The organism is Bacillus sp. 5w2 (genome assembly GCF_054353775.1).
In genome coordinates this window covers 272,224-287,703 of the sequence record NZ_JBTIWT010000002.1, presented here as the reverse complement: position 1 = coordinate 287,703, position 15,480 = coordinate 272,224, and the positions used below count along the sequence as shown (strand labels likewise).

Here is a 15,480-nt window from a genome sequence, read left to right as displayed (position 1 = left end):
GTGGATACATATGGACGAAAAAGAAAAAAATCAAGCATTCGATGAAGAATTCGCCCCTGAAATTTCACCTGGATATCGGCAAGATATACATAAGCCACCTAAATATAAAAACACCTCGTTTTTAATGGGCATTACCATTTTTGCTGCTGTATTACTTGTGCTTATCATTTTTGTTTATTTTTAAGGAAAGGTGACATATTATATGAAGAAACAAGATTTCAATCGTTCGAAAAGAACTGTAAAAACAGAAAAAGGGTATGCAGGTGATTCTGTTCTTACTCAGAAACAAGTCGAACAAGGAAATTTATACATTGCTCAAAAAGAACTTGGTCAACAAAATGAAAACCTTTAGAATCCCTCAAAGAACTGGGGGATTTTTTTATCCCTCTATTTGTAGCACTGATTCATGTTTCACTTTATTGTACATGCTGTTTTTGTTCTAACACCTTAAATATATTATTAACCTTTACAATTTTCATTTCATAATTCAATTTCATTTCGCTTCTCTTACCATCTTCAGTACCCACAACGTACGCTACAGTTTGATAGAGAAAGCTTTCATCCGTCACTTCACGTATGTCCTCGTTTATAAATTTATACTCTAAATCCCGAAAACGATTTGGATAATAACTTCCTATTAATTGTTCATACCCTCTATTTAAAAATATTTCTTCACCTTTTCGTTTCACATCTTCTTTATTATTAAACTCAAACACTGATAATTGCTCTGTCACAAAATGTTCTCCTACCTTTTTCATTTCATTATGAGTTAAAGTTTCTATACTTTTGTTCTTTAATTCCTTATTTAATCCGTACTGATCAATCGGTTTAAACCTAGCAAAAACCTCCTCTTTATATGACCAAAACAATCCAAAAGCGATACATAAAGAAGTAATTAGTATTCTTTTCTTCATAACAATCCCGCTCCCTCTTCATAATGATAGTTATATTTTAACATATAGAAAGAAAATTCTGATATCATAAAGTAGAATAAGTTAACTTAGAAACGAGGAACAATTATGGACTCTTACAAACAATATATAAAAGAAGCTCTGCCTAGACTTTCTATATATTCATATAAACAAAATGAAGAAGGATGGGATAATGTAGCGGTTATCGTAAATGATGAGCTACTGTTTCGTTTCCCGCGAAAACAGGAATACGCAATACGAATTCCGTTAGAAAAAGAACTATGCACACTTCTCTCTTGTTCACTACATAAAATTGAGGTTCCAAAGTATCACCTATTCTATAAAAAGGATACGGATACTATTCCGCTTTGTAGTTACTATACTCTCATTCATGGTGAACCGTTAAAAGCAGAAATAGTTGCGAAGTTAGATGAAAAAGAACGAAAAATAATTATTACACAATTAGCTACTTTCCTTGCGGCTCTACATAGTATCCCTTTAAAACGTGTGAAAACATTAAGGTTCCCTATAGAAAAAACACTTACCTACTGGAAAGAACTACAAACTAAGTTAAATCAGTATGTTACTAACAGTCTTACTTCGTCCCAGAAATTATCTTTAAATCGTTTATTCGAAAATTTCTTTACCTGTATCGATACATCCACTTTTCAAAATACACTTATTCACGCTGACTTTACACATCATCACATTTTATTTGATAACCAAAATAAAACCATTTCAGGAATTATTGATTTTGGTGATGCTCAAATTGGAGATCCCGCCTTTGACTTTGCTGGGCTATATTATGATTTTGGATGTGAATTTACTACATCAGTGTATGAACAATACAGCACGCTTATTTCTCATCACGATCCATTACTCATTCACCGCATCACTACCTTTTATCAATACAGCCCTTTACTACATAATATAATTTATAACTTTGAAACAAAGAATGAACTTGAATTCATAGCGGGTACAAAACAACTGAAAACAATATTACAGGGATGAGATTACATTCTCTCCCTATACTCTCTCTCCTCATACATCATTAACTTTTTATCCATTTCAACAATGACTTGATACAGTTGAAATGCTTGTAAAATTTGCAGTTGAATCCCAAAAGGAGCATTCTGTTCTTTTAACCATTGAAATACTTTCGTTTCATCTTTCATTGATTATTCCTCCCTTTATCCCGCTTTAATGGGCAGTAAGACCCCCACCTCCAAATTCAGCGAAAGCAAAGAAGTTAGGCGGGGGATCAACTGCCCATTAAAGTCCAATTGGTTCAACTAATAATCAGTAGGGGATGAAGAAAACCCCCACTGATTAAAGTTTCACTTTATTAAAATCTGCTACAAATATACCGTAAATGATGAAAAGCTTTTCATGTCAATAACAAAAAAGGATGCAACATTGCATCCTTTAGTGTACGATATTTTTCTTTTGCTTCGCTTCTTTCTTTACTTCTTCCCTTTGGCATTCACTACGAAACGCACAACTCATACACTCAGAACGAAAATGACGCTCTGTATAGTGTTCAGGTTGTTGCAACATTTCTTTCATTCTAGATAAATCAGCCATTCCGGTTATAATATCTTCCTGTTTTGGAATGTACTCATACTTAGTTCCTTCTATTAAATTAATAACTTCAATTTTTCCTGGAAGAATGCCGAAAGCTTTATAACTGAATACTGTCATTAACTTTTGACAAAGAGCAAGCATTTCCTCCTCCGCATCGACAACATACTTTTTAATTACAAACGACTCAGTACTCCACTCACCAACTTCTAATGTCAATGACATGTGGACACCTAACTCTTCCATATATGTTTGAAATTTTTCATATAAAAATAACGGCGGTGTCTGACTATCATCTCTTTCAACAAACTGTAATAAGTGATCTGTTAGCTTCGCTAACACAATATAATACTCCGTCTTCGAAGCAAACATATTAACCCTTACTTTTTTCCAATACTTTTCTATTAATATTAAAAGTACAATTTTCGTTTGTTGGCCTGCAGGTAGCGTGTAATACTCGTTAATAATTTGATTCACAATCATTTGTGCGATTTGTTGCCATTCAAACGAAGAAGGTTCTCTTCTTTTTATATGACGAAAATAAAATTTATGCGGACAACGCATAAAATCATACAAATGATAATCTGTCATCGTTTTGATTGCGATTTTCTCATGCACTTGCTCTTCATCTCCCTTCTGCCATTAAGAAAGGTGTTTTACAAATTCAGCTCCAAACTGTAAACATTTTTCTACATCTTCATCTTCTGGCGTTAATTCTACTTTTAGTCCTTCTAACACAACTGCTGCCCCGCGTTCTTGTACCTTTTCTATTAAAATGTCAACCGCCACGCCGTATTTCGGATAAGCCGAATCACATGATCCGAATACTGCCGCCTTTTTCCCAGTTAAATCAATAGAATCCATTGCGTCATAAAAATCTAAGAAATCATCAGGAAGGTCACCATCTCCCCAAGTGTATGCACCTAAAATAATTCCATCATACTGTTCTAATATAGAAGCTTCTGGTGAATCCATAATATCGATAACTTCAATTTCATTTTCTGTTTCACGAATTGCACCCGCAATATGATCAGCCATTTCCTCTGTATTTCCACTCATACTTGCAAATATCATTACTAACTTACTCAACTGAATCTCTCCTTTTACCTTGTATCTCTTTTTCTGTTGGAAGCGTACTCTTCTCATCTACATATTCAGAACGAATTACATTTCGTTGCCATTCCATATGCTGATCAACATCTTTATTTTTATCTTTTAATCCCCTCCGCAGAAGGTGAAATTTTTTTCTCATTAACATGTCGCATCCATCCTATTGATAATAATTATCAATTTCAACTACATTTAGATTAATTGACATTGATTATCAATGTCAATAACTTTTTTTTAAAAAATGATTAAAATGTACAAGCTTGTCCGTTAGCTATTCATATACTATAAATGAGCATAGTTCTTTCTCAGCCCTCTCTGACGGAAAGAAATAAAAGCAACTGCGATAGAGCGCAGTTGCCTTTTTTTATACTTTTCTATGATTTTAGTAGTCTTATCGCTGTCTCTAGAAATAATTCCACTCCATAAACTAGAGCTGATTCGTCTACATCAAATTTTGGATGGTGATGCGGATAGCAAGTATCTATCTTTTCATTACCGGTTCCTAGTTTAATGAAACAACCCGGTGCTTTCCGTAAATATGCTGAAAAATCTTCTCCTCCCATAGAAGGTTCCAGCTTCACAACACGCTCATCCCCGAACAAATGTAGTGCACTTTCTTCTACTACTTTTGTAATATATTCATCATTAATAACTGGATCATATCCGTACCGATACGTATATGTATAATCTCCTCCATGCGCTTCTGTAATTCCTTTCACGACTTGCTCAATTCTCTCTTCTGCTTCTTTTCTTAATGTTTGATTAAAAGAACGAACCGTTCCCATTAAAGTTGCTGCACTAGGAATAATATTATCAGCCATTCCCCCATGAAACTGCGTAACTGAAACGACCCTTTGCATGAAAGCACTTGTATTTCTTGATACAATATGTTGTAAATTTGTAATAATCTGCGCTCCGATAGCAATAGGATCTATCGTTTCTTCTGGCCTCGCTGCATGCCCTCCTTTCCCTTGAATTTCAACTGTAAATACGTCTGGTGCCGCCATCATCGGCCCATACGCAATGCCTATCTTCCCGCTTTCCAATCCAGACATAACATGTAAACCTATTACATAATCAACACCATCCATCACGCCTACCTCAACCATTTCTTGTCCACCACCAGGAAACACCTCTTCTGCATGCTGAAAAAACAGACGAATCTCACCTGCAAAATCTTCCTTTATATTTGATAGTGCCTCTGCTGTACTTAACAAAATAGCTGCGTGAGCATCATGCCCACATGCATGCATCATTCCTTTATTCACAGACGTATAAGATTTCCTTGTCTCCTCTTGAATTGGTAAAGCATCTATATCAGCTCGAATCGCAACTACTTTCCCTTGTTCCGTTCCTCTTTTAATTGCTAGTACACTATACTTCGTTGGCCTCGTTACTTCAAAAGAAGAAAATGAGCATAATGTATCATATATAAATTGCGAAGTTTCTTCTTCACGAAATGATAATTCCGGATATTTATGAAAATGCCGTCTCCATTTAATAATGTTTTCTTCTGAAATAATATCCCTCCACACGCCCTTCATCAGAAATTCCTCCTTTTAAGAAACTTTAGCAATTCATAAATTAACTATGAAAAATTCAAAGATACAAGCAAATATTACATTTCTATACATTCTCCCAGGCCACTTTTATACATTCACACAATCCACTTCCTATTTACATGTCAAACCCATTACAAATTCATGCTGAATGTAATATAATTGCTAAGTTAGGGATTTTCTTTTTTAGTATTTAGTGCTAATATCAGAAAAGAGCCTTTTGACTTATTTTTACCTAAAATGTGGGATTTTGTTTTTTTCACAATAATGTAGGACATGATACCTACAAAGAGCTATTATTTCATTAAGAGAGGGAAAGACATGGAAAGATTAAAAGAGATATGGTCTCAACCACTCACACAATGGGTTGCAAAGACGGTTTATTACCTTGCAATTTTATTTGCATTACTTTGGTTGTATGGATTCCATGATACAAACACAAGTACATTTATTTACAATGAATTCTAGGGTGGGAACGTTATGAAGTTATTAGAACAAATTGAAAAGTGGGCTGCAGAAACGCCTGATCAAACCGCTTTTGTTTGGCGAGATGCGAAAATTACGTACAAACAATTAAAGGAAGATTCTGATGCGTTAGCACATTGGATTTCTTCTGAGTATCCAGATGATCGTTCACCAATTATGGTTTATGGCCATATGCAACCTGAAATGATCATTAACTTTTTAGGGTGTGTAAAAGCTGGACATGCTTACATCCCTGTAGATTTATCTATCCCAGCTGATCGTGTACAACGTATCGCTGAAAATTCTGGTGCGAAATTACTTTTATCAGGAACAGAAGTAACTGTAACTGATTTACCAGTTCGCATTGTAAGTGAAGACAACTTAAAAGATATTTTCTTTACTCATAAAGGGAACACTCCAAATCCTGAACATGCGGTAAAAGGTGATGAGAACTTCTACATTATTTACACATCAGGAAGCACAGGTAATCCGAAAGGGGTTCAGATTACTTATAACTGCCTTGTAAGCTTTACAAAATGGGCTGTAGAAGATTTTAACTTACAAACAGGGCAAGTATTCTTAAACCAAGCACCTTTCTCATTCGATTTATCTGTCATGGATATTTACCCATCATTAGTAACAGGTGGTACACTTTGGGCAATCGATAAAGATATGATTGCACGTCCAAAAGACTTGTTTGCTTCTTTAGAGCAATCGGATATACAAGTATGGACTTCAACACCCTCTTTCGCAGAGATGTGTTTAATGGAGGCATCTTTCTCTGAGGGTATGCTACCAAACATGAAAACATTCTTATTCTGTGGTGAAGTGTTACCAAATGAAGTAGCTAGAAAATTAATTGAGCGTTTCCCAAAAGCAACAATTATGAATACGTACGGTCCAACAGAAGCTACTGTCGCTGTAACAGGTATTCACGTTACAGAAGAAGTGCTTGATCAATACAAATCACTTCCAGTTGGCTACTGTAAATCAGACTGTCGCCTTCTTATTATGAAAGAAGATGGTACGCTTGCACCTGATGGTGAAAAAGGTGAAATCGTAATTGTCGGTCCAAGCGTAAGCGTTGGATATTTAGGAAGCCCTGAATTAACAGAAAAAGCATTTACTATGATTGACGGTGAGCGCGCCTATAAAACAGGCGATGCTGGCTATGTTGAAAATGGTCTTCTATTCTATAATGGTCGTCTTGATTTCCAAATTAAGCTGCATGGTTATCGAATGGAATTAGAAGAAATTGAGCATCACCTTCGTGCGTGTTCTTACGTAGAAGGTGCAGTTATCGTTCCAATTAAAAAAGGTGAAAAATACGATTATTTATTAGCGGTTGTTGTTCCTGGAGAACATTCATTTGAGAAAGAATTCAAATTAACATCTGCAATCAAAAAAGAACTCAATGAGCGATTACCAAACTACATGATTCCACGTAAATTCATGTATCAATCTTCTATTCCTATGACACCAAATGGAAAGGTAGATCGCAAAAAATTATTGAGTGAGGTTACAGCATGACCGCATATGGATCATTTTATTTTTTCGCTATAGTGGGCATTTTATTAATACCTACTATCATAGCTGGATTAAAAGGTAAAATGTTGCGTAAATATAATGCCGTTTTAACATTAGTCATGATTGCTATTATCTTCTCGGATAAACCGAAGCAAGCGATTATGTTAGCCGCATTTATTATTTGGCAATACGCCCTTATTAAAGGCTATTTAATTTTAAGAAAACAAAATAATAGTACATTCATGTTTTGTATAGCTGTTATTTTATCGATTTTGCCACTTATTTTGGCAAAAATCGCACCATTTGTACCTGAATTGCATTTTATTGTTTTCGCAGGTATGTCTTACGTAACATTTAGAGCTGTACAAATGGTCTTTGAAGTTCGTGATAATTTAATTAAAGAACTTTCCTTCTTTAATTTCTGGGAATTCGTTTTATTCTTCCCTGCGATTTCAAGTGGACCTATCGATCGTTACCGTAGATTCCAAAAAGATATCCAAAAGCCGCCTAGTGCTGAGGAATATCAAAAGTTACTATATACAGGGCTTAACCGTATTTTCCAAGGTTTTCTGTATAAGTTTATAATCGCGCACTTGATAACAACATATCTTGTAAAGGCAGTATTCGCCAATCAAGATACACTTTTATCTAATGCGATTTTTATGTACGCTACTAGCATGCAATTATTCTTTGACTTTGCAGGTTATAGTGCGTTCGTAATTGGTATCAGTTACATGATGGGAATTAAAACTCCAGAAAACTTTAATAAGCCATTCCTTAGTCGTAATATTAAAGACTTCTGGAACCGCTGGCACATGAGTTTATCATTCTGGTTCCGTGATTTCATCTACATGCGTTTCGTCTTTTTTGCAACGAAGAAAAAGTTAATTAAGAACCGTTACACAATTTCGTATATCGGTGCATTTTTAAACTTCTTCATTATGGGAATTTGGCACATCCAAGGAAGCGCTGTTGCGCAGTATGTTATTTATGGTCTATATCATGCCGCATTGTTTATTTTATTCGACATTTTCGAACGAAAAAACAAGAAGCATAAGTTTTGGCCAAACAATAAATTTACACACGTCCTTGCGATTGTAATTACGTTCCACGTTGTATGTTTCGGTTTCCTCATTTTCTCTGGACACCTTAACAGATACTTTTAATGCACCCTTCTTATTCCATTAAGAAGTTGCACATATAATATATTCGGATATAAAGGAGATTTTAAAAATGGCAGAATTCAAAGAGCAAGTATTAGATATTTTAGAAGAAGTATGTGAAAACGATATTGTGAAAGAAAACTTAGATGTTCAATTATTTGAAGAAGGTATTCTTGATTCTTTCGCTGTAGTATCTTTATTAGTTGAATTCCAAGAGCGTTTAGATATTGAAGTTTCTATTTCTGATTTTGATCGTGATGAGTGGGCTACACCAAACATGGTTATTAAGAAGTTGGAAGAAATCCGATGAACAAAGCAAAATTTGGTCCGATGCTTTTAGCATTGGCCCTTTTTGCTGTATTCTTACTTATTCCAACGCGCTTCCTACTTCCACTTTTAAGTGATGAAAAAGTAGAACAAGCTGCCACTTCTTTAAAAGAAGAAAAGATTCAAAGTATGATTTTACAGCAAAAGATGTTAGCAGACCCGAAATATCTTCCGATGTATGGTTCATCGGAATTCGCACGTATGGATGCTTTCCATCCATCGAATTATTTCAAAGTAAAACCTGAAGGGTTCACCCCATTCCTACTTGGACGCGGCGGAACACAAGACCTTGTACATGTATTAAACTTTACATCTACAATGGATCAATTGAAAGATAAGAAAATGGTATTCGTTCTTTCTCCGCAATGGTTTGTACCACAAGGTATTGATGAAACACACTTTGCACCTAACTTTTCAAAACAACAAGGTTACCACTTCATTTTCAACGATGATGTAAAACCTGAAATGAAAAAGCAAATTGCAAAGCGTTTATTAAACTTTGAGATTGTTAAAAAAGAAACTTTACTTAAAATTTCGCTTGAAGGTATCGTTTATGATGATACAAAGCATAAAGTGAAAGCACTTGCTGCTAAACCTTTCGCTTATATTTATCGTAACATTTTAGATCGTAAAGATTTATTTACAGCTATGTTTGATATTAAACCGCATAAAGAAAAACTTGACCCTTCATTAAAACAAATGAATTGGGAAGAAGCTCGTAAACATGCAGATCAAACGGGTGCAGTAGAATCAGGATCTAACGAATATGGTATCGAAGATGATTACTTCAATAGCAAAATTAAGAAGAAGTTAAAGCAACGTGAAGGCTACTTAAAAAATGATGCTTATGATCAATCGCCAGAATATGAAGATTTACAAATCGTACTTGATTTATTAAAACAATCTGGTGCAAAACCACTCTTCATTTCTGTTCCTGTAAAAGGTCCTTGGTACGATTACGCTGGCTTCCCGAAAGAGCGCCGCGAATTGTACTACAAGAAAGTTCATGAGCAAATTGAGAAAGCTGGCTATCCAATTGCCGACTTCTCAAATCATGAGTATGATAAATACTTCTTAAAAGATCATATGCACTTAGGTTGGAAAGGCTGGGTTTATATCGATGAGGCCATCCAACAATTTTATAAAGCAAACTAATGAAAAGACCACTTGAATTATTCAAGTGGTCTTTTTCTATATACATTTTGTAATTGTTCGATGACGTTATCTGCTTCTTTCATAACTCGCTCCACTACATGCTGAGCTGATTCTATTCGTGCTAATGATGACGCTTGTCCTGCCCAAAGCGACATGTATTCTCCTTTATTTTGTTTTGCTGCCTCTTGGCGTATTTTAGATGTTAATACATTTTGCACTGGATACATCGGAAGCCCTTCTTCTTTCCCTTCATGTTTCTCTATAAATTCATTACGAATACCCCGTGCATATTTCCCAGAAAACGCACGAGTCACAGTTGTACTCGTATCTGTACTATGTAAAACCGCTTCTTTATACACATCATGCGTAATACTCTCTTCACTCGTTAAAAAGGCTGATCCCATTTGAACAGCTTCTGCTCCCAGTGTAAATGCCGCAACAAGCCCTTGTCCGTTCATTACACCACCTGCTGCAACAATCGGGATATGCGGGACTGCTGCTACTAGCTGCGGAATTAATGCAAACGTACCAATCATAGCATCCTGTTCTTTCCCGATAAACGTTCCTCTATGCCCTCCTGCCTCGCTGCCTTGGCCGACAATAAGATCTACTCCTAACTCAGCAAGCACTTTCGCCTCTGTCACATGAGTAGCTGTTCCGATGACTTTTATTCCCCTTCTTTTTAAGTCATCAATTTCTTCTTTTTCTAACGTTTGAAATGCAAAGCTAACAACTGGTACTCTTTCTTCTACTAACACTTGTAATTGTTCTTTATAGTTTTTTGGAAGTTTTAACGTCTCTTCTTCCTCTATACCGAATTCTCTATTCACTCCGCTAAGTAATCCCTTTGCCAAGTTTATCTTCTCTTCTTCTATCTGTATCTCTTTCGTTAACAGTAAATTAACACCGAAAGGCTTATCCGTTCGTTCCCTTATTTTATAAATCGCTTCACGAATTTGTTCAGGACTCATATAGCCTGCTCCAAGCGTTCCTAATCCTCCGCTATTACTTACAGCTGCAACAAGTTCTGGCGTCGTAATCGCACCTGCCATACCTGCTTGAATGATGGGATACTTAATTTGCAATATATCTATTACGCGACTTGTAAACATTATTCCTCCTCCTATTCCCCTTATATCTTCTTTATTTGACAAACTTTCCCCTTCTTTTACAAGGGTTGAACTTCCTATGAAGCGAATATATTGAAAGTGAAGGAGGCTGAAAACAATGATGTATCCAAATGCATTAAAACAAGGTGATACAGTAATGATTATTGCACCGTCCGGCCCACCAACAATTGAAAATGTATTAAAAGGTGTAAACGTATTACAAGAAATGGGTTTATCTGTAGTAATCGGGAAAAGTGTTTATGAGAAATATGGATATTTAGCTGGAAGTGATCAAGTTCGTCTCGATGATTTACATGAAGCATTTTTAAATAATGAAGTAAAGGCCATTTTCTGTGCACGAGGTGGTTACGGAAGTGCTCGTCTCCTCCCTCACATTCAATATGAAATCATTAGGCAAAATCCAAAAATCTTTTGGGGATATAGCGATATTACAGCTTTACATACTGCCTTTTTGCGTTATGCAAAGCTTATTACTTTTCATGGTCCAATGGTTGAAGAATTAGGTAAAGGTGTAGATTCTCTTTCTTTATCTTCTTTCAATCAACTATTCCATCCGTATTCAACTATCTTATCTGCTTCAGAATGTATCGTCCCTACCTCTCCCTGTACAGTTACAGGCACATTAGTGGGAGGGAATTTAACTGTATTAACAAGTATAATTGGCTCACCCTATGAGATAAATACGGCTAATAAACTTTTGTTGCTTGAAGACATTGGGGAAGAACCATATCGTATTGACCGTATGTTAAATCAGCTACTTTTATCTGGAAAGTTTAATGAATGTAGTGGTGTGATTTTTACAAGTTGTCACGACTGCACTCCTTCTAAACCATCTCAATCATTGCAAACAATATTATATGAATATTTCGCACCATATCATATACCTGTCCTATTCGGTTTACCAATGGGACATATAAGCCCAAACATCGGTATTCCTCTTGGGGCTACAGCGACAATAAGTACAAATCATAAAACACTCTCTATTTCTTCTGGCGTAGCCGCTCCGTGTTCAAATTAAAAAGGAAAAGCGATTCAGCTTTTCCTTTTATTTATAATAATTAAAAATTCGTCCAGATGCGATATCTGCAATTTCTTCTGGAATAAATGTTTTACTTATATCAGTTCCAACATTTAATACTGCTGTAGCATCTTTCTCAATGCTACCAAATAATTCTTTTCCACGTATCGTAATAAGGGGCGTTCCTTCTGGTAACACGTCTTTTACAAATTCCATTTGTGTAAAGAACGGCACGATCCATCTACCCTCTCCTTGAAAATGACGCAATCGAAGTATCCCTTCTGTTGCCCCGTCCTCTGCTTCTAGTGAACCAGCAACATAAAACTCAGTTGATAAGAGCAATTCATAAAATTCCTTTTGCTTCTGTTTATCGTCCCCTGCTCCAACAAGTACTTCTTCTATTCTCTTTACCGGAATTTGCTCCATATGATGCCACCCCTATTTCAAAATGATTGTACTTAGATTATACGAAATATTCTTATTTTTTTCTACATCATTCGCAATTATTTTCTTGAAATAATTTTAATACTTCTTTTGTCGTCACAATCGTAGCAAACTCTTCATGTAAATTTACAAGTGTCATATTGTGAATATCCTCTGCATTATACTCTTTACCATCTAGACCTTTACGGTTAAAAGTAGCCGTTGCATCACTCACTAAATACGTTGTAAATCCTAAATTTCCTGCCATTCGTGTCGTAGTCTCCACACAATGATTTGTCGTTAATCCTACAACCACTACTGCATTACATTTGTTCTCTCTTAATTGCTCTTCTAAATTTGTCCCAATGAACGCGCTGTTAACAGATTTCTGAATAATCACTTCGCCTGGTAATGGCTTCAGCTCTTCTTTAAAGTTCACCGTTTCCGCTCCTTCATAAAACATCGATTGAGCATTTTCTTTATTTACATGTTGAATATGAAAAACTGGTCGTTTCCTTTTTCTCCATTCTGCTAATAACATTCTCATGTTTTCTTCAGCAAAAAGATTATTTCTCTCGCCCCAGTATGGTAACTGAAACGCCTTTTGTACATCAATTATGATAAGTGCTATTTGATTAGTCATCATTTTCTCCTTCATTCGGCTGTAATTGAAACAGAAAACCAAGTTGTTGCGACGCAGTAATAAAACAAATATAAGCGCAAAGCTCTACAATTTCTTTTTCCGTCCAATATTGTTTCAATGCATGAAACATATTATCATCTATTGCCTTTTTATCATGAACAAATATATGTGCAAAAGTAACTGCTACACTCATTTCTTCTACCTTTTGCATATTATGAGGTCTTCCTTTTGCCATACAGTACGGACATTCATTCCCGTACGCTAATGTTCTCCTTACTTGTTCCTTCAACTCTGCCGAGAGAGTTCCCTTATTATACAGCGTATCCTCTACCGTACTCCATGAATGTAATAGATCCGGATTATGGCCTAATAACTTTTGAAACTTTGTATCTCCTACATTTGATAATGAAATTCTCTCCATCATTTCCCCTCCTATTTCTTTCTGTTTTATTGTAAAATAAATAAAGTTCACTTTACATTTCATATGAATCTTAATTTATATTTTTTCTTTACAAAAATTATTATTTTACTGGAGGTATATTTACAAATGCAACTAGATCGTGTTGATCGAAAAATTTTAAATGAATTATATAATGATAGTCGCCTTTCCATGCGCGAATTGGCGAAACGAGTAAACTTATCTGCTCCGTCTACTGCAGAACGTGTTCGTAAACTTGAAAGTGAAGGCGTTATTCAAAAATACACAATCGATATCGATTATAAAAAAGCAGGACTTGTTTTAGATTGTATTTTAGAAATCACTTTAAAAAATGGTGATACAACACGTATGCAACAGTTTATTCAGTCTTATCCATCTGCAAGTTTTTGCTACCGAGTAACAGGAAGCTTATGCTACATTGTAAAAATTTCTGTTCCTTCACTCGTTGAACTTGAAGATTTTATCAATGATGTTTCCTCATATGCAACGACTGTTTCTCATATCGTATTATCAGAAGTATCTCTTACTCCTGATATTGAACATATCTTCCCAGAAGCTTAATTTATTTTTATTCATAAAATATAGAAAAACCCCTTACAATAAGAATAAAAATAATATACTATGTATTAAAATACATAAAGTTCGAGAAAGGGGCTTTACATTGAAAATCTGGTTTTATGAAAAAACGGCACAATTAGATGACTTGCTTGGCATTTGGGACAATGTTCCGACTATCCCTCGAATTGGTGAAAAAGTGGAGATTTTAAAAACAGTCCGCACTGTTACAGATATTAAATATGTAAAGAACGGTAATAATTTTCGTGTAGAAATTATTACAAATTAAAAAGTAGCTCTTAAGGAGCTACTTTTTAATTATCTATCATGCACTTTCTTTATAACAATTTTATCTTCTTCTACAGATACTGTTACATAATCATTTTCTTCTAACCGGAGCTTATTTACAGCCTCATCTGGTAGCTCTACAGCCATCAATCTATCTGTTACGATCACTTGACTATACACTTCATTTTCTTGTGATGCACTCACTACTTTTTCCTCATTTATGAAGCGCACTGGTGGCACCCCCACTTCTTTTACTGTATGCCATTGTTTCCAAACGTAAGGAATTAACCAAAGCAACCCAACAACTGTAAGACCAATACCGATCCATAAATTACTTTGCGCTTGTAATTCAGGAATTGAAATTGCAGTACTTTCTTCTCCACCGACAAATTGCATACTTGTTGCAATCAAATTATTCAGAGCGTGTACAGCGATATTCGTCCATATATTTTTCGTCTTTATGTATAAAAGACACATCACAACACCAAACATAAATGCACCAATAACATCAAAATGTCCTAAACCAAAAATAATGGAAGATATAATGACAGCTTTTTTAATTCCCCATTTATAAGCCATTCGCTGTAAAAAGAATCCCCTAAAAATAACCTCTTCCATAATAGGTGCTAATACACATGCTGAAATGAAAGTAAATATCGTCATATATATGTTACTCGTGTTAATAACATTTCCGTCTTCTAACATAGTAACTAAGAAATTCGGTAACGTATGTGCTAATATGTAAAATTGAATATGAGATATACCAACTGAAAAAATCATTCCCATTATCGTTGCTAATACAATTAATCCCCACGGTAAACGTCCTGGCTTATCAAAAAAACTGTTAAATACAACATTATTTTTATTTGTTTTTACGTATAACCAAAATAACGGAAATACAAAAAATAATGTTATTTGTGAAATAACCTCCATCGTATTCTCAGAAACATTTGATAGACCTAATGGGATCATCGTAAGGAACACCCCTATAATCATCCATCCAAAAAAGCTACGTAGTCTTATACGTGAAAATGCATAGTGCATATAGAACACCCCCAAAGATAATAAAAGTAAATAGTCGGATAATTAAATTATAATATGAATATAGTTGAAATTCTTCCTATTTTTCTCAAATACTTTTGAACAACATATATAGTAATTTTATTTAAAATACCGTATCACTTTT

22 protein-coding genes are annotated in these 15,480 nt (G+C 35.0%); 11 read left to right on the top strand and 11 right to left on the bottom strand.

Annotated elements, in window-relative coordinates; all coding sequences use genetic code 11:
* Positions 1-10: 10 nt before the first annotated feature.
* Together ACXY7N_RS05760 and ACXY7N_RS05755 are read left to right on the top strand one after the other, a co-directional pair.
* Entirely contained in the window at positions 11-184 is a 174-nt protein-coding gene (locus ACXY7N_RS05760; RefSeq protein WP_016088741.1) for a hypothetical protein, read from the top strand.
* Positions 185-202: 18 nt separating this feature from the next.
* Entirely contained in the window at positions 203-352 is a 150-nt protein-coding gene (locus ACXY7N_RS05755; protein ID WP_016088742.1) for a hypothetical protein, read from the top strand.
* Between the two features lie 64 nt (positions 353-416).
* Here the strand turns inward: ACXY7N_RS05755 and ACXY7N_RS05750 are convergent, their stop codons facing one another.
* Complete coding sequence (locus tag ACXY7N_RS05750) at positions 417-914, bottom strand: hypothetical protein (protein WP_016088743.1); 498 nt, start codon at positions 912-914, stop codon at positions 417-419.
* Positions 915-1,019: 105 nt separating this feature from the next.
* Here ACXY7N_RS05750 and ACXY7N_RS05745 point away from each other — a divergent pair, with 105 nt between their 5' ends.
* Positions 1,020-1,922: an aminoglycoside phosphotransferase family protein gene (locus ACXY7N_RS05745; protein WP_016088744.1), complete on the top strand. Its 903-nt coding sequence runs from the start codon at positions 1,020-1,022 to the stop codon at positions 1,920-1,922.
* 2 nt (positions 1,923-1,924) lie between these two features.
* On the opposite strand, the gene ACXY7N_RS05740 is transcribed toward ACXY7N_RS05745, so the two are convergent.
* The 5 genes from ACXY7N_RS05740 to ACXY7N_RS05720 form a co-directional block, all read right to left on the bottom strand.
* The gene (locus ACXY7N_RS05740) at positions 1,925-2,086 is read right to left on the bottom strand and encodes a hypothetical protein (RefSeq protein WP_016088745.1); all 162 of its coding nucleotides are present in this window, start codon (positions 2,084-2,086) and stop codon (positions 1,925-1,927) included.
* A gap of 250 nt (positions 2,087-2,336) precedes the next feature.
* Complete coding sequence (locus ACXY7N_RS05735; protein ID WP_016133961.1) at positions 2,337-3,110, bottom strand: hypothetical protein; 774 nt, start codon at positions 3,108-3,110, stop codon at positions 2,337-2,339.
* Between the two features lie 24 nt (positions 3,111-3,134).
* A complete protein-coding gene (locus ACXY7N_RS05730; RefSeq protein WP_016088747.1) occupies positions 3,135-3,581 on the bottom strand; it encodes a flavodoxin in 447 nt (148 codons plus the stop codon).
* Complete coding sequence (locus ACXY7N_RS05725) at positions 3,574-3,750, bottom strand: hypothetical protein (protein WP_016088748.1); 177 nt, start codon at positions 3,748-3,750, stop codon at positions 3,574-3,576. Before ACXY7N_RS05725 ends, ACXY7N_RS05730 begins: the two co-directional genes overlap by 8 nt.
* A 226-nt stretch (positions 3,751-3,976) precedes the next feature.
* Positions 3,977-5,146 carry an amidohydrolase gene (locus ACXY7N_RS05720; RefSeq protein WP_016088749.1) on the bottom strand — a complete coding sequence of 390 codons (1,170 nt, stop codon included), beginning with the start codon at positions 5,144-5,146 and terminating at the stop codon, positions 3,977-3,979.
* A gap of 336 nt (positions 5,147-5,482) precedes the next feature.
* On the opposite strand from ACXY7N_RS05720, the gene ACXY7N_RS05715 reads away from it, so the two are divergent.
* The 5 genes from ACXY7N_RS05715 (at position 5,483) to dltD (ending at position 9,798) form a co-directional block, all read left to right on the top strand.
* Positions 5,483-5,629, top strand: a complete 147-nt coding sequence (locus ACXY7N_RS05715; RefSeq protein WP_002011626.1) for a teichoic acid D-Ala incorporation-associated protein DltX — start codon at positions 5,483-5,485, stop codon at positions 5,627-5,629.
* 12 nt (positions 5,630-5,641) lie between these two features.
* Positions 5,642-7,156, top strand: a complete 1,515-nt coding sequence (dltA, locus tag ACXY7N_RS05710; protein ID WP_016088750.1) for a D-alanine--poly(phosphoribitol) ligase subunit DltA — start codon at positions 5,642-5,644, stop codon at positions 7,154-7,156.
* Positions 7,153-8,319 carry a D-alanyl-lipoteichoic acid biosynthesis protein DltB gene (gene dltB, locus ACXY7N_RS05705; RefSeq protein WP_000127922.1) on the top strand — a complete coding sequence of 389 codons (1,167 nt, stop codon included), beginning with the start codon at positions 7,153-7,155 and terminating at the stop codon, positions 8,317-8,319. The genes dltA and dltB overlap by 4 nt, the downstream gene beginning before the upstream one ends.
* Before the next feature lie 67 nt (positions 8,320-8,386).
* Entirely contained in the window at positions 8,387-8,626 is a 240-nt protein-coding gene (gene dltC, locus ACXY7N_RS05700; protein WP_000807310.1) for a D-alanine--poly(phosphoribitol) ligase subunit DltC, read from the top strand.
* Entirely contained in the window at positions 8,623-9,798 is a 1,176-nt protein-coding gene (dltD, locus tag ACXY7N_RS05695; RefSeq protein ID WP_016136599.1) for a D-alanyl-lipoteichoic acid biosynthesis protein DltD, read from the top strand. The genes dltC and dltD overlap by 4 nt, the downstream gene beginning before the upstream one ends.
* Before the next feature lie 17 nt (positions 9,799-9,815).
* Here the strand turns inward: dltD and ACXY7N_RS05690 are convergent, their stop codons facing one another.
* The gene (locus tag ACXY7N_RS05690; protein ID WP_016088752.1) at positions 9,816-10,910 is read right to left on the bottom strand and encodes an NAD(P)H-dependent flavin oxidoreductase; all 1,095 of its coding nucleotides are present in this window, start codon (positions 10,908-10,910) and stop codon (positions 9,816-9,818) included.
* 115 nt (positions 10,911-11,025) lie between these two features.
* Between ACXY7N_RS05690 and ACXY7N_RS05685 the strand changes: the two genes are divergently transcribed.
* A complete protein-coding gene (locus ACXY7N_RS05685) occupies positions 11,026-11,946 on the top strand; it encodes a S66 peptidase family protein (RefSeq protein WP_088083458.1) in 921 nt (306 codons plus the stop codon).
* A gap of 27 nt (positions 11,947-11,973) precedes the next feature.
* Here ACXY7N_RS05685 and ACXY7N_RS05680 read toward each other — a convergent pair whose 3' ends face one another.
* The 3 genes from ACXY7N_RS05680 to ACXY7N_RS05670 form a co-directional block, all read right to left on the bottom strand.
* Entirely contained in the window at positions 11,974-12,372 is a 399-nt protein-coding gene (locus tag ACXY7N_RS05680; RefSeq protein ID WP_016088755.1) for an SseB family protein, read from the bottom strand.
* A 67-nt stretch (positions 12,373-12,439) separates the two neighbouring features.
* Positions 12,440-13,012 carry a cysteine hydrolase family protein gene (locus ACXY7N_RS05675; RefSeq protein WP_488592315.1) on the bottom strand — a complete coding sequence of 191 codons (573 nt, stop codon included), beginning with the start codon at positions 13,010-13,012 and terminating at the stop codon, positions 12,440-12,442.
* Complete coding sequence (locus ACXY7N_RS05670; protein ID WP_098412870.1) at positions 13,005-13,496, bottom strand: carboxymuconolactone decarboxylase family protein; 492 nt, start codon at positions 13,494-13,496, stop codon at positions 13,005-13,007. The genes ACXY7N_RS05675 and ACXY7N_RS05670 overlap by 8 nt, the downstream gene beginning before the upstream one ends.
* A 63-nt stretch (positions 13,497-13,559) precedes the next feature.
* Here ACXY7N_RS05670 and ACXY7N_RS05665 point away from each other — a divergent pair, with 63 nt between their 5' ends.
* Positions 13,560-14,012: an Lrp/AsnC family transcriptional regulator gene (locus tag ACXY7N_RS05665; RefSeq protein WP_001175491.1), complete on the top strand. Its 453-nt coding sequence runs from the start codon at positions 13,560-13,562 to the stop codon at positions 14,010-14,012.
* Between the two features lie 100 nt (positions 14,013-14,112).
* Positions 14,113-14,295, top strand: a complete 183-nt coding sequence (locus ACXY7N_RS05660) for a DUF3913 family protein (RefSeq protein ID WP_000707107.1) — start codon at positions 14,113-14,115, stop codon at positions 14,293-14,295.
* A 29-nt stretch (positions 14,296-14,324) separates the two neighbouring features.
* Here the strand turns inward: ACXY7N_RS05660 and ACXY7N_RS05655 are convergent, their stop codons facing one another.
* Positions 14,325-15,338 carry a CPBP family intramembrane glutamic endopeptidase gene (locus tag ACXY7N_RS05655; protein WP_016088758.1) on the bottom strand — a complete coding sequence of 338 codons (1,014 nt, stop codon included), beginning with the start codon at positions 15,336-15,338 and terminating at the stop codon, positions 14,325-14,327.
* Positions 15,339-15,480: the final 142 nt, after the last annotated feature.

Coding starts and splice junctions, on each gene's coding strand:
- ACXY7N_RS05760 (WP_016088741.1), top strand. CDS start 11: ATGGACGAAAAAGAAAAAAATCAAGCATTCGATGAAGAATTCGCCCCT.
- ACXY7N_RS05755 (WP_016088742.1), top strand. CDS start 203: ATGAAGAAACAAGATTTCAATCGTTCGAAAAGAACTGTAAAAACAGAA.
- ACXY7N_RS05750 (WP_016088743.1), bottom strand. CDS start 914: ATGAAGAAAAGAATACTAATTACTTCTTTATGTATCGCTTTTGGATTG.
- ACXY7N_RS05745 (WP_016088744.1), top strand. CDS start 1,020: ATGGACTCTTACAAACAATATATAAAAGAAGCTCTGCCTAGACTTTCT.
- ACXY7N_RS05740 (WP_016088745.1), bottom strand. CDS start 2,086: ATGAAAGATGAAACGAAAGTATTTCAATGGTTAAAAGAACAGAATGCT.
- ACXY7N_RS05725 (WP_016088748.1), bottom strand. CDS start 3,750: ATGTTAATGAGAAAAAAATTTCACCTTCTGCGGAGGGGATTAAAAGAT.
- ACXY7N_RS05720 (WP_016088749.1), bottom strand. CDS start 5,146: ATGAAGGGCGTGTGGAGGGATATTATTTCAGAAGAAAACATTATTAAA.
- ACXY7N_RS05715 (WP_002011626.1), top strand. CDS start 5,483: ATGGAAAGATTAAAAGAGATATGGTCTCAACCACTCACACAATGGGTT.
- dltA (WP_016088750.1), top strand. CDS start 5,642: ATGAAGTTATTAGAACAAATTGAAAAGTGGGCTGCAGAAACGCCTGAT.
- dltB (WP_000127922.1), top strand. CDS start 7,153: ATGACCGCATATGGATCATTTTATTTTTTCGCTATAGTGGGCATTTTA.
- dltC (WP_000807310.1), top strand. CDS start 8,387: ATGGCAGAATTCAAAGAGCAAGTATTAGATATTTTAGAAGAAGTATGT.
- dltD (WP_016136599.1), top strand. CDS start 8,623: ATGAACAAAGCAAAATTTGGTCCGATGCTTTTAGCATTGGCCCTTTTT.
- ACXY7N_RS05690 (WP_016088752.1), bottom strand. CDS start 10,910: ATGTTTACAAGTCGCGTAATAGATATATTGCAAATTAAGTATCCCATC.
- ACXY7N_RS05685 (WP_088083458.1), top strand. CDS start 11,026: ATGATGTATCCAAATGCATTAAAACAAGGTGATACAGTAATGATTATT.
- ACXY7N_RS05680 (WP_016088755.1), bottom strand. CDS start 12,372: ATGGAGCAAATTCCGGTAAAGAGAATAGAAGAAGTACTTGTTGGAGCA.
- ACXY7N_RS05675 (WP_488592315.1), bottom strand. CDS start 13,012: ATGACTAATCAAATAGCACTTATCATAATTGATGTACAAAAGGCGTTT.
- ACXY7N_RS05670 (WP_098412870.1), bottom strand. CDS start 13,496: ATGAAATGTAAAGTGAACTTTATTTATTTTACAATAAAACAGAAAGAA.
- ACXY7N_RS05665 (WP_001175491.1), top strand. CDS start 13,560: ATGCAACTAGATCGTGTTGATCGAAAAATTTTAAATGAATTATATAAT.
- ACXY7N_RS05655 (WP_016088758.1), bottom strand. CDS start 15,338: ATGCACTATGCATTTTCACGTATAAGACTACGTAGCTTTTTTGGATGG.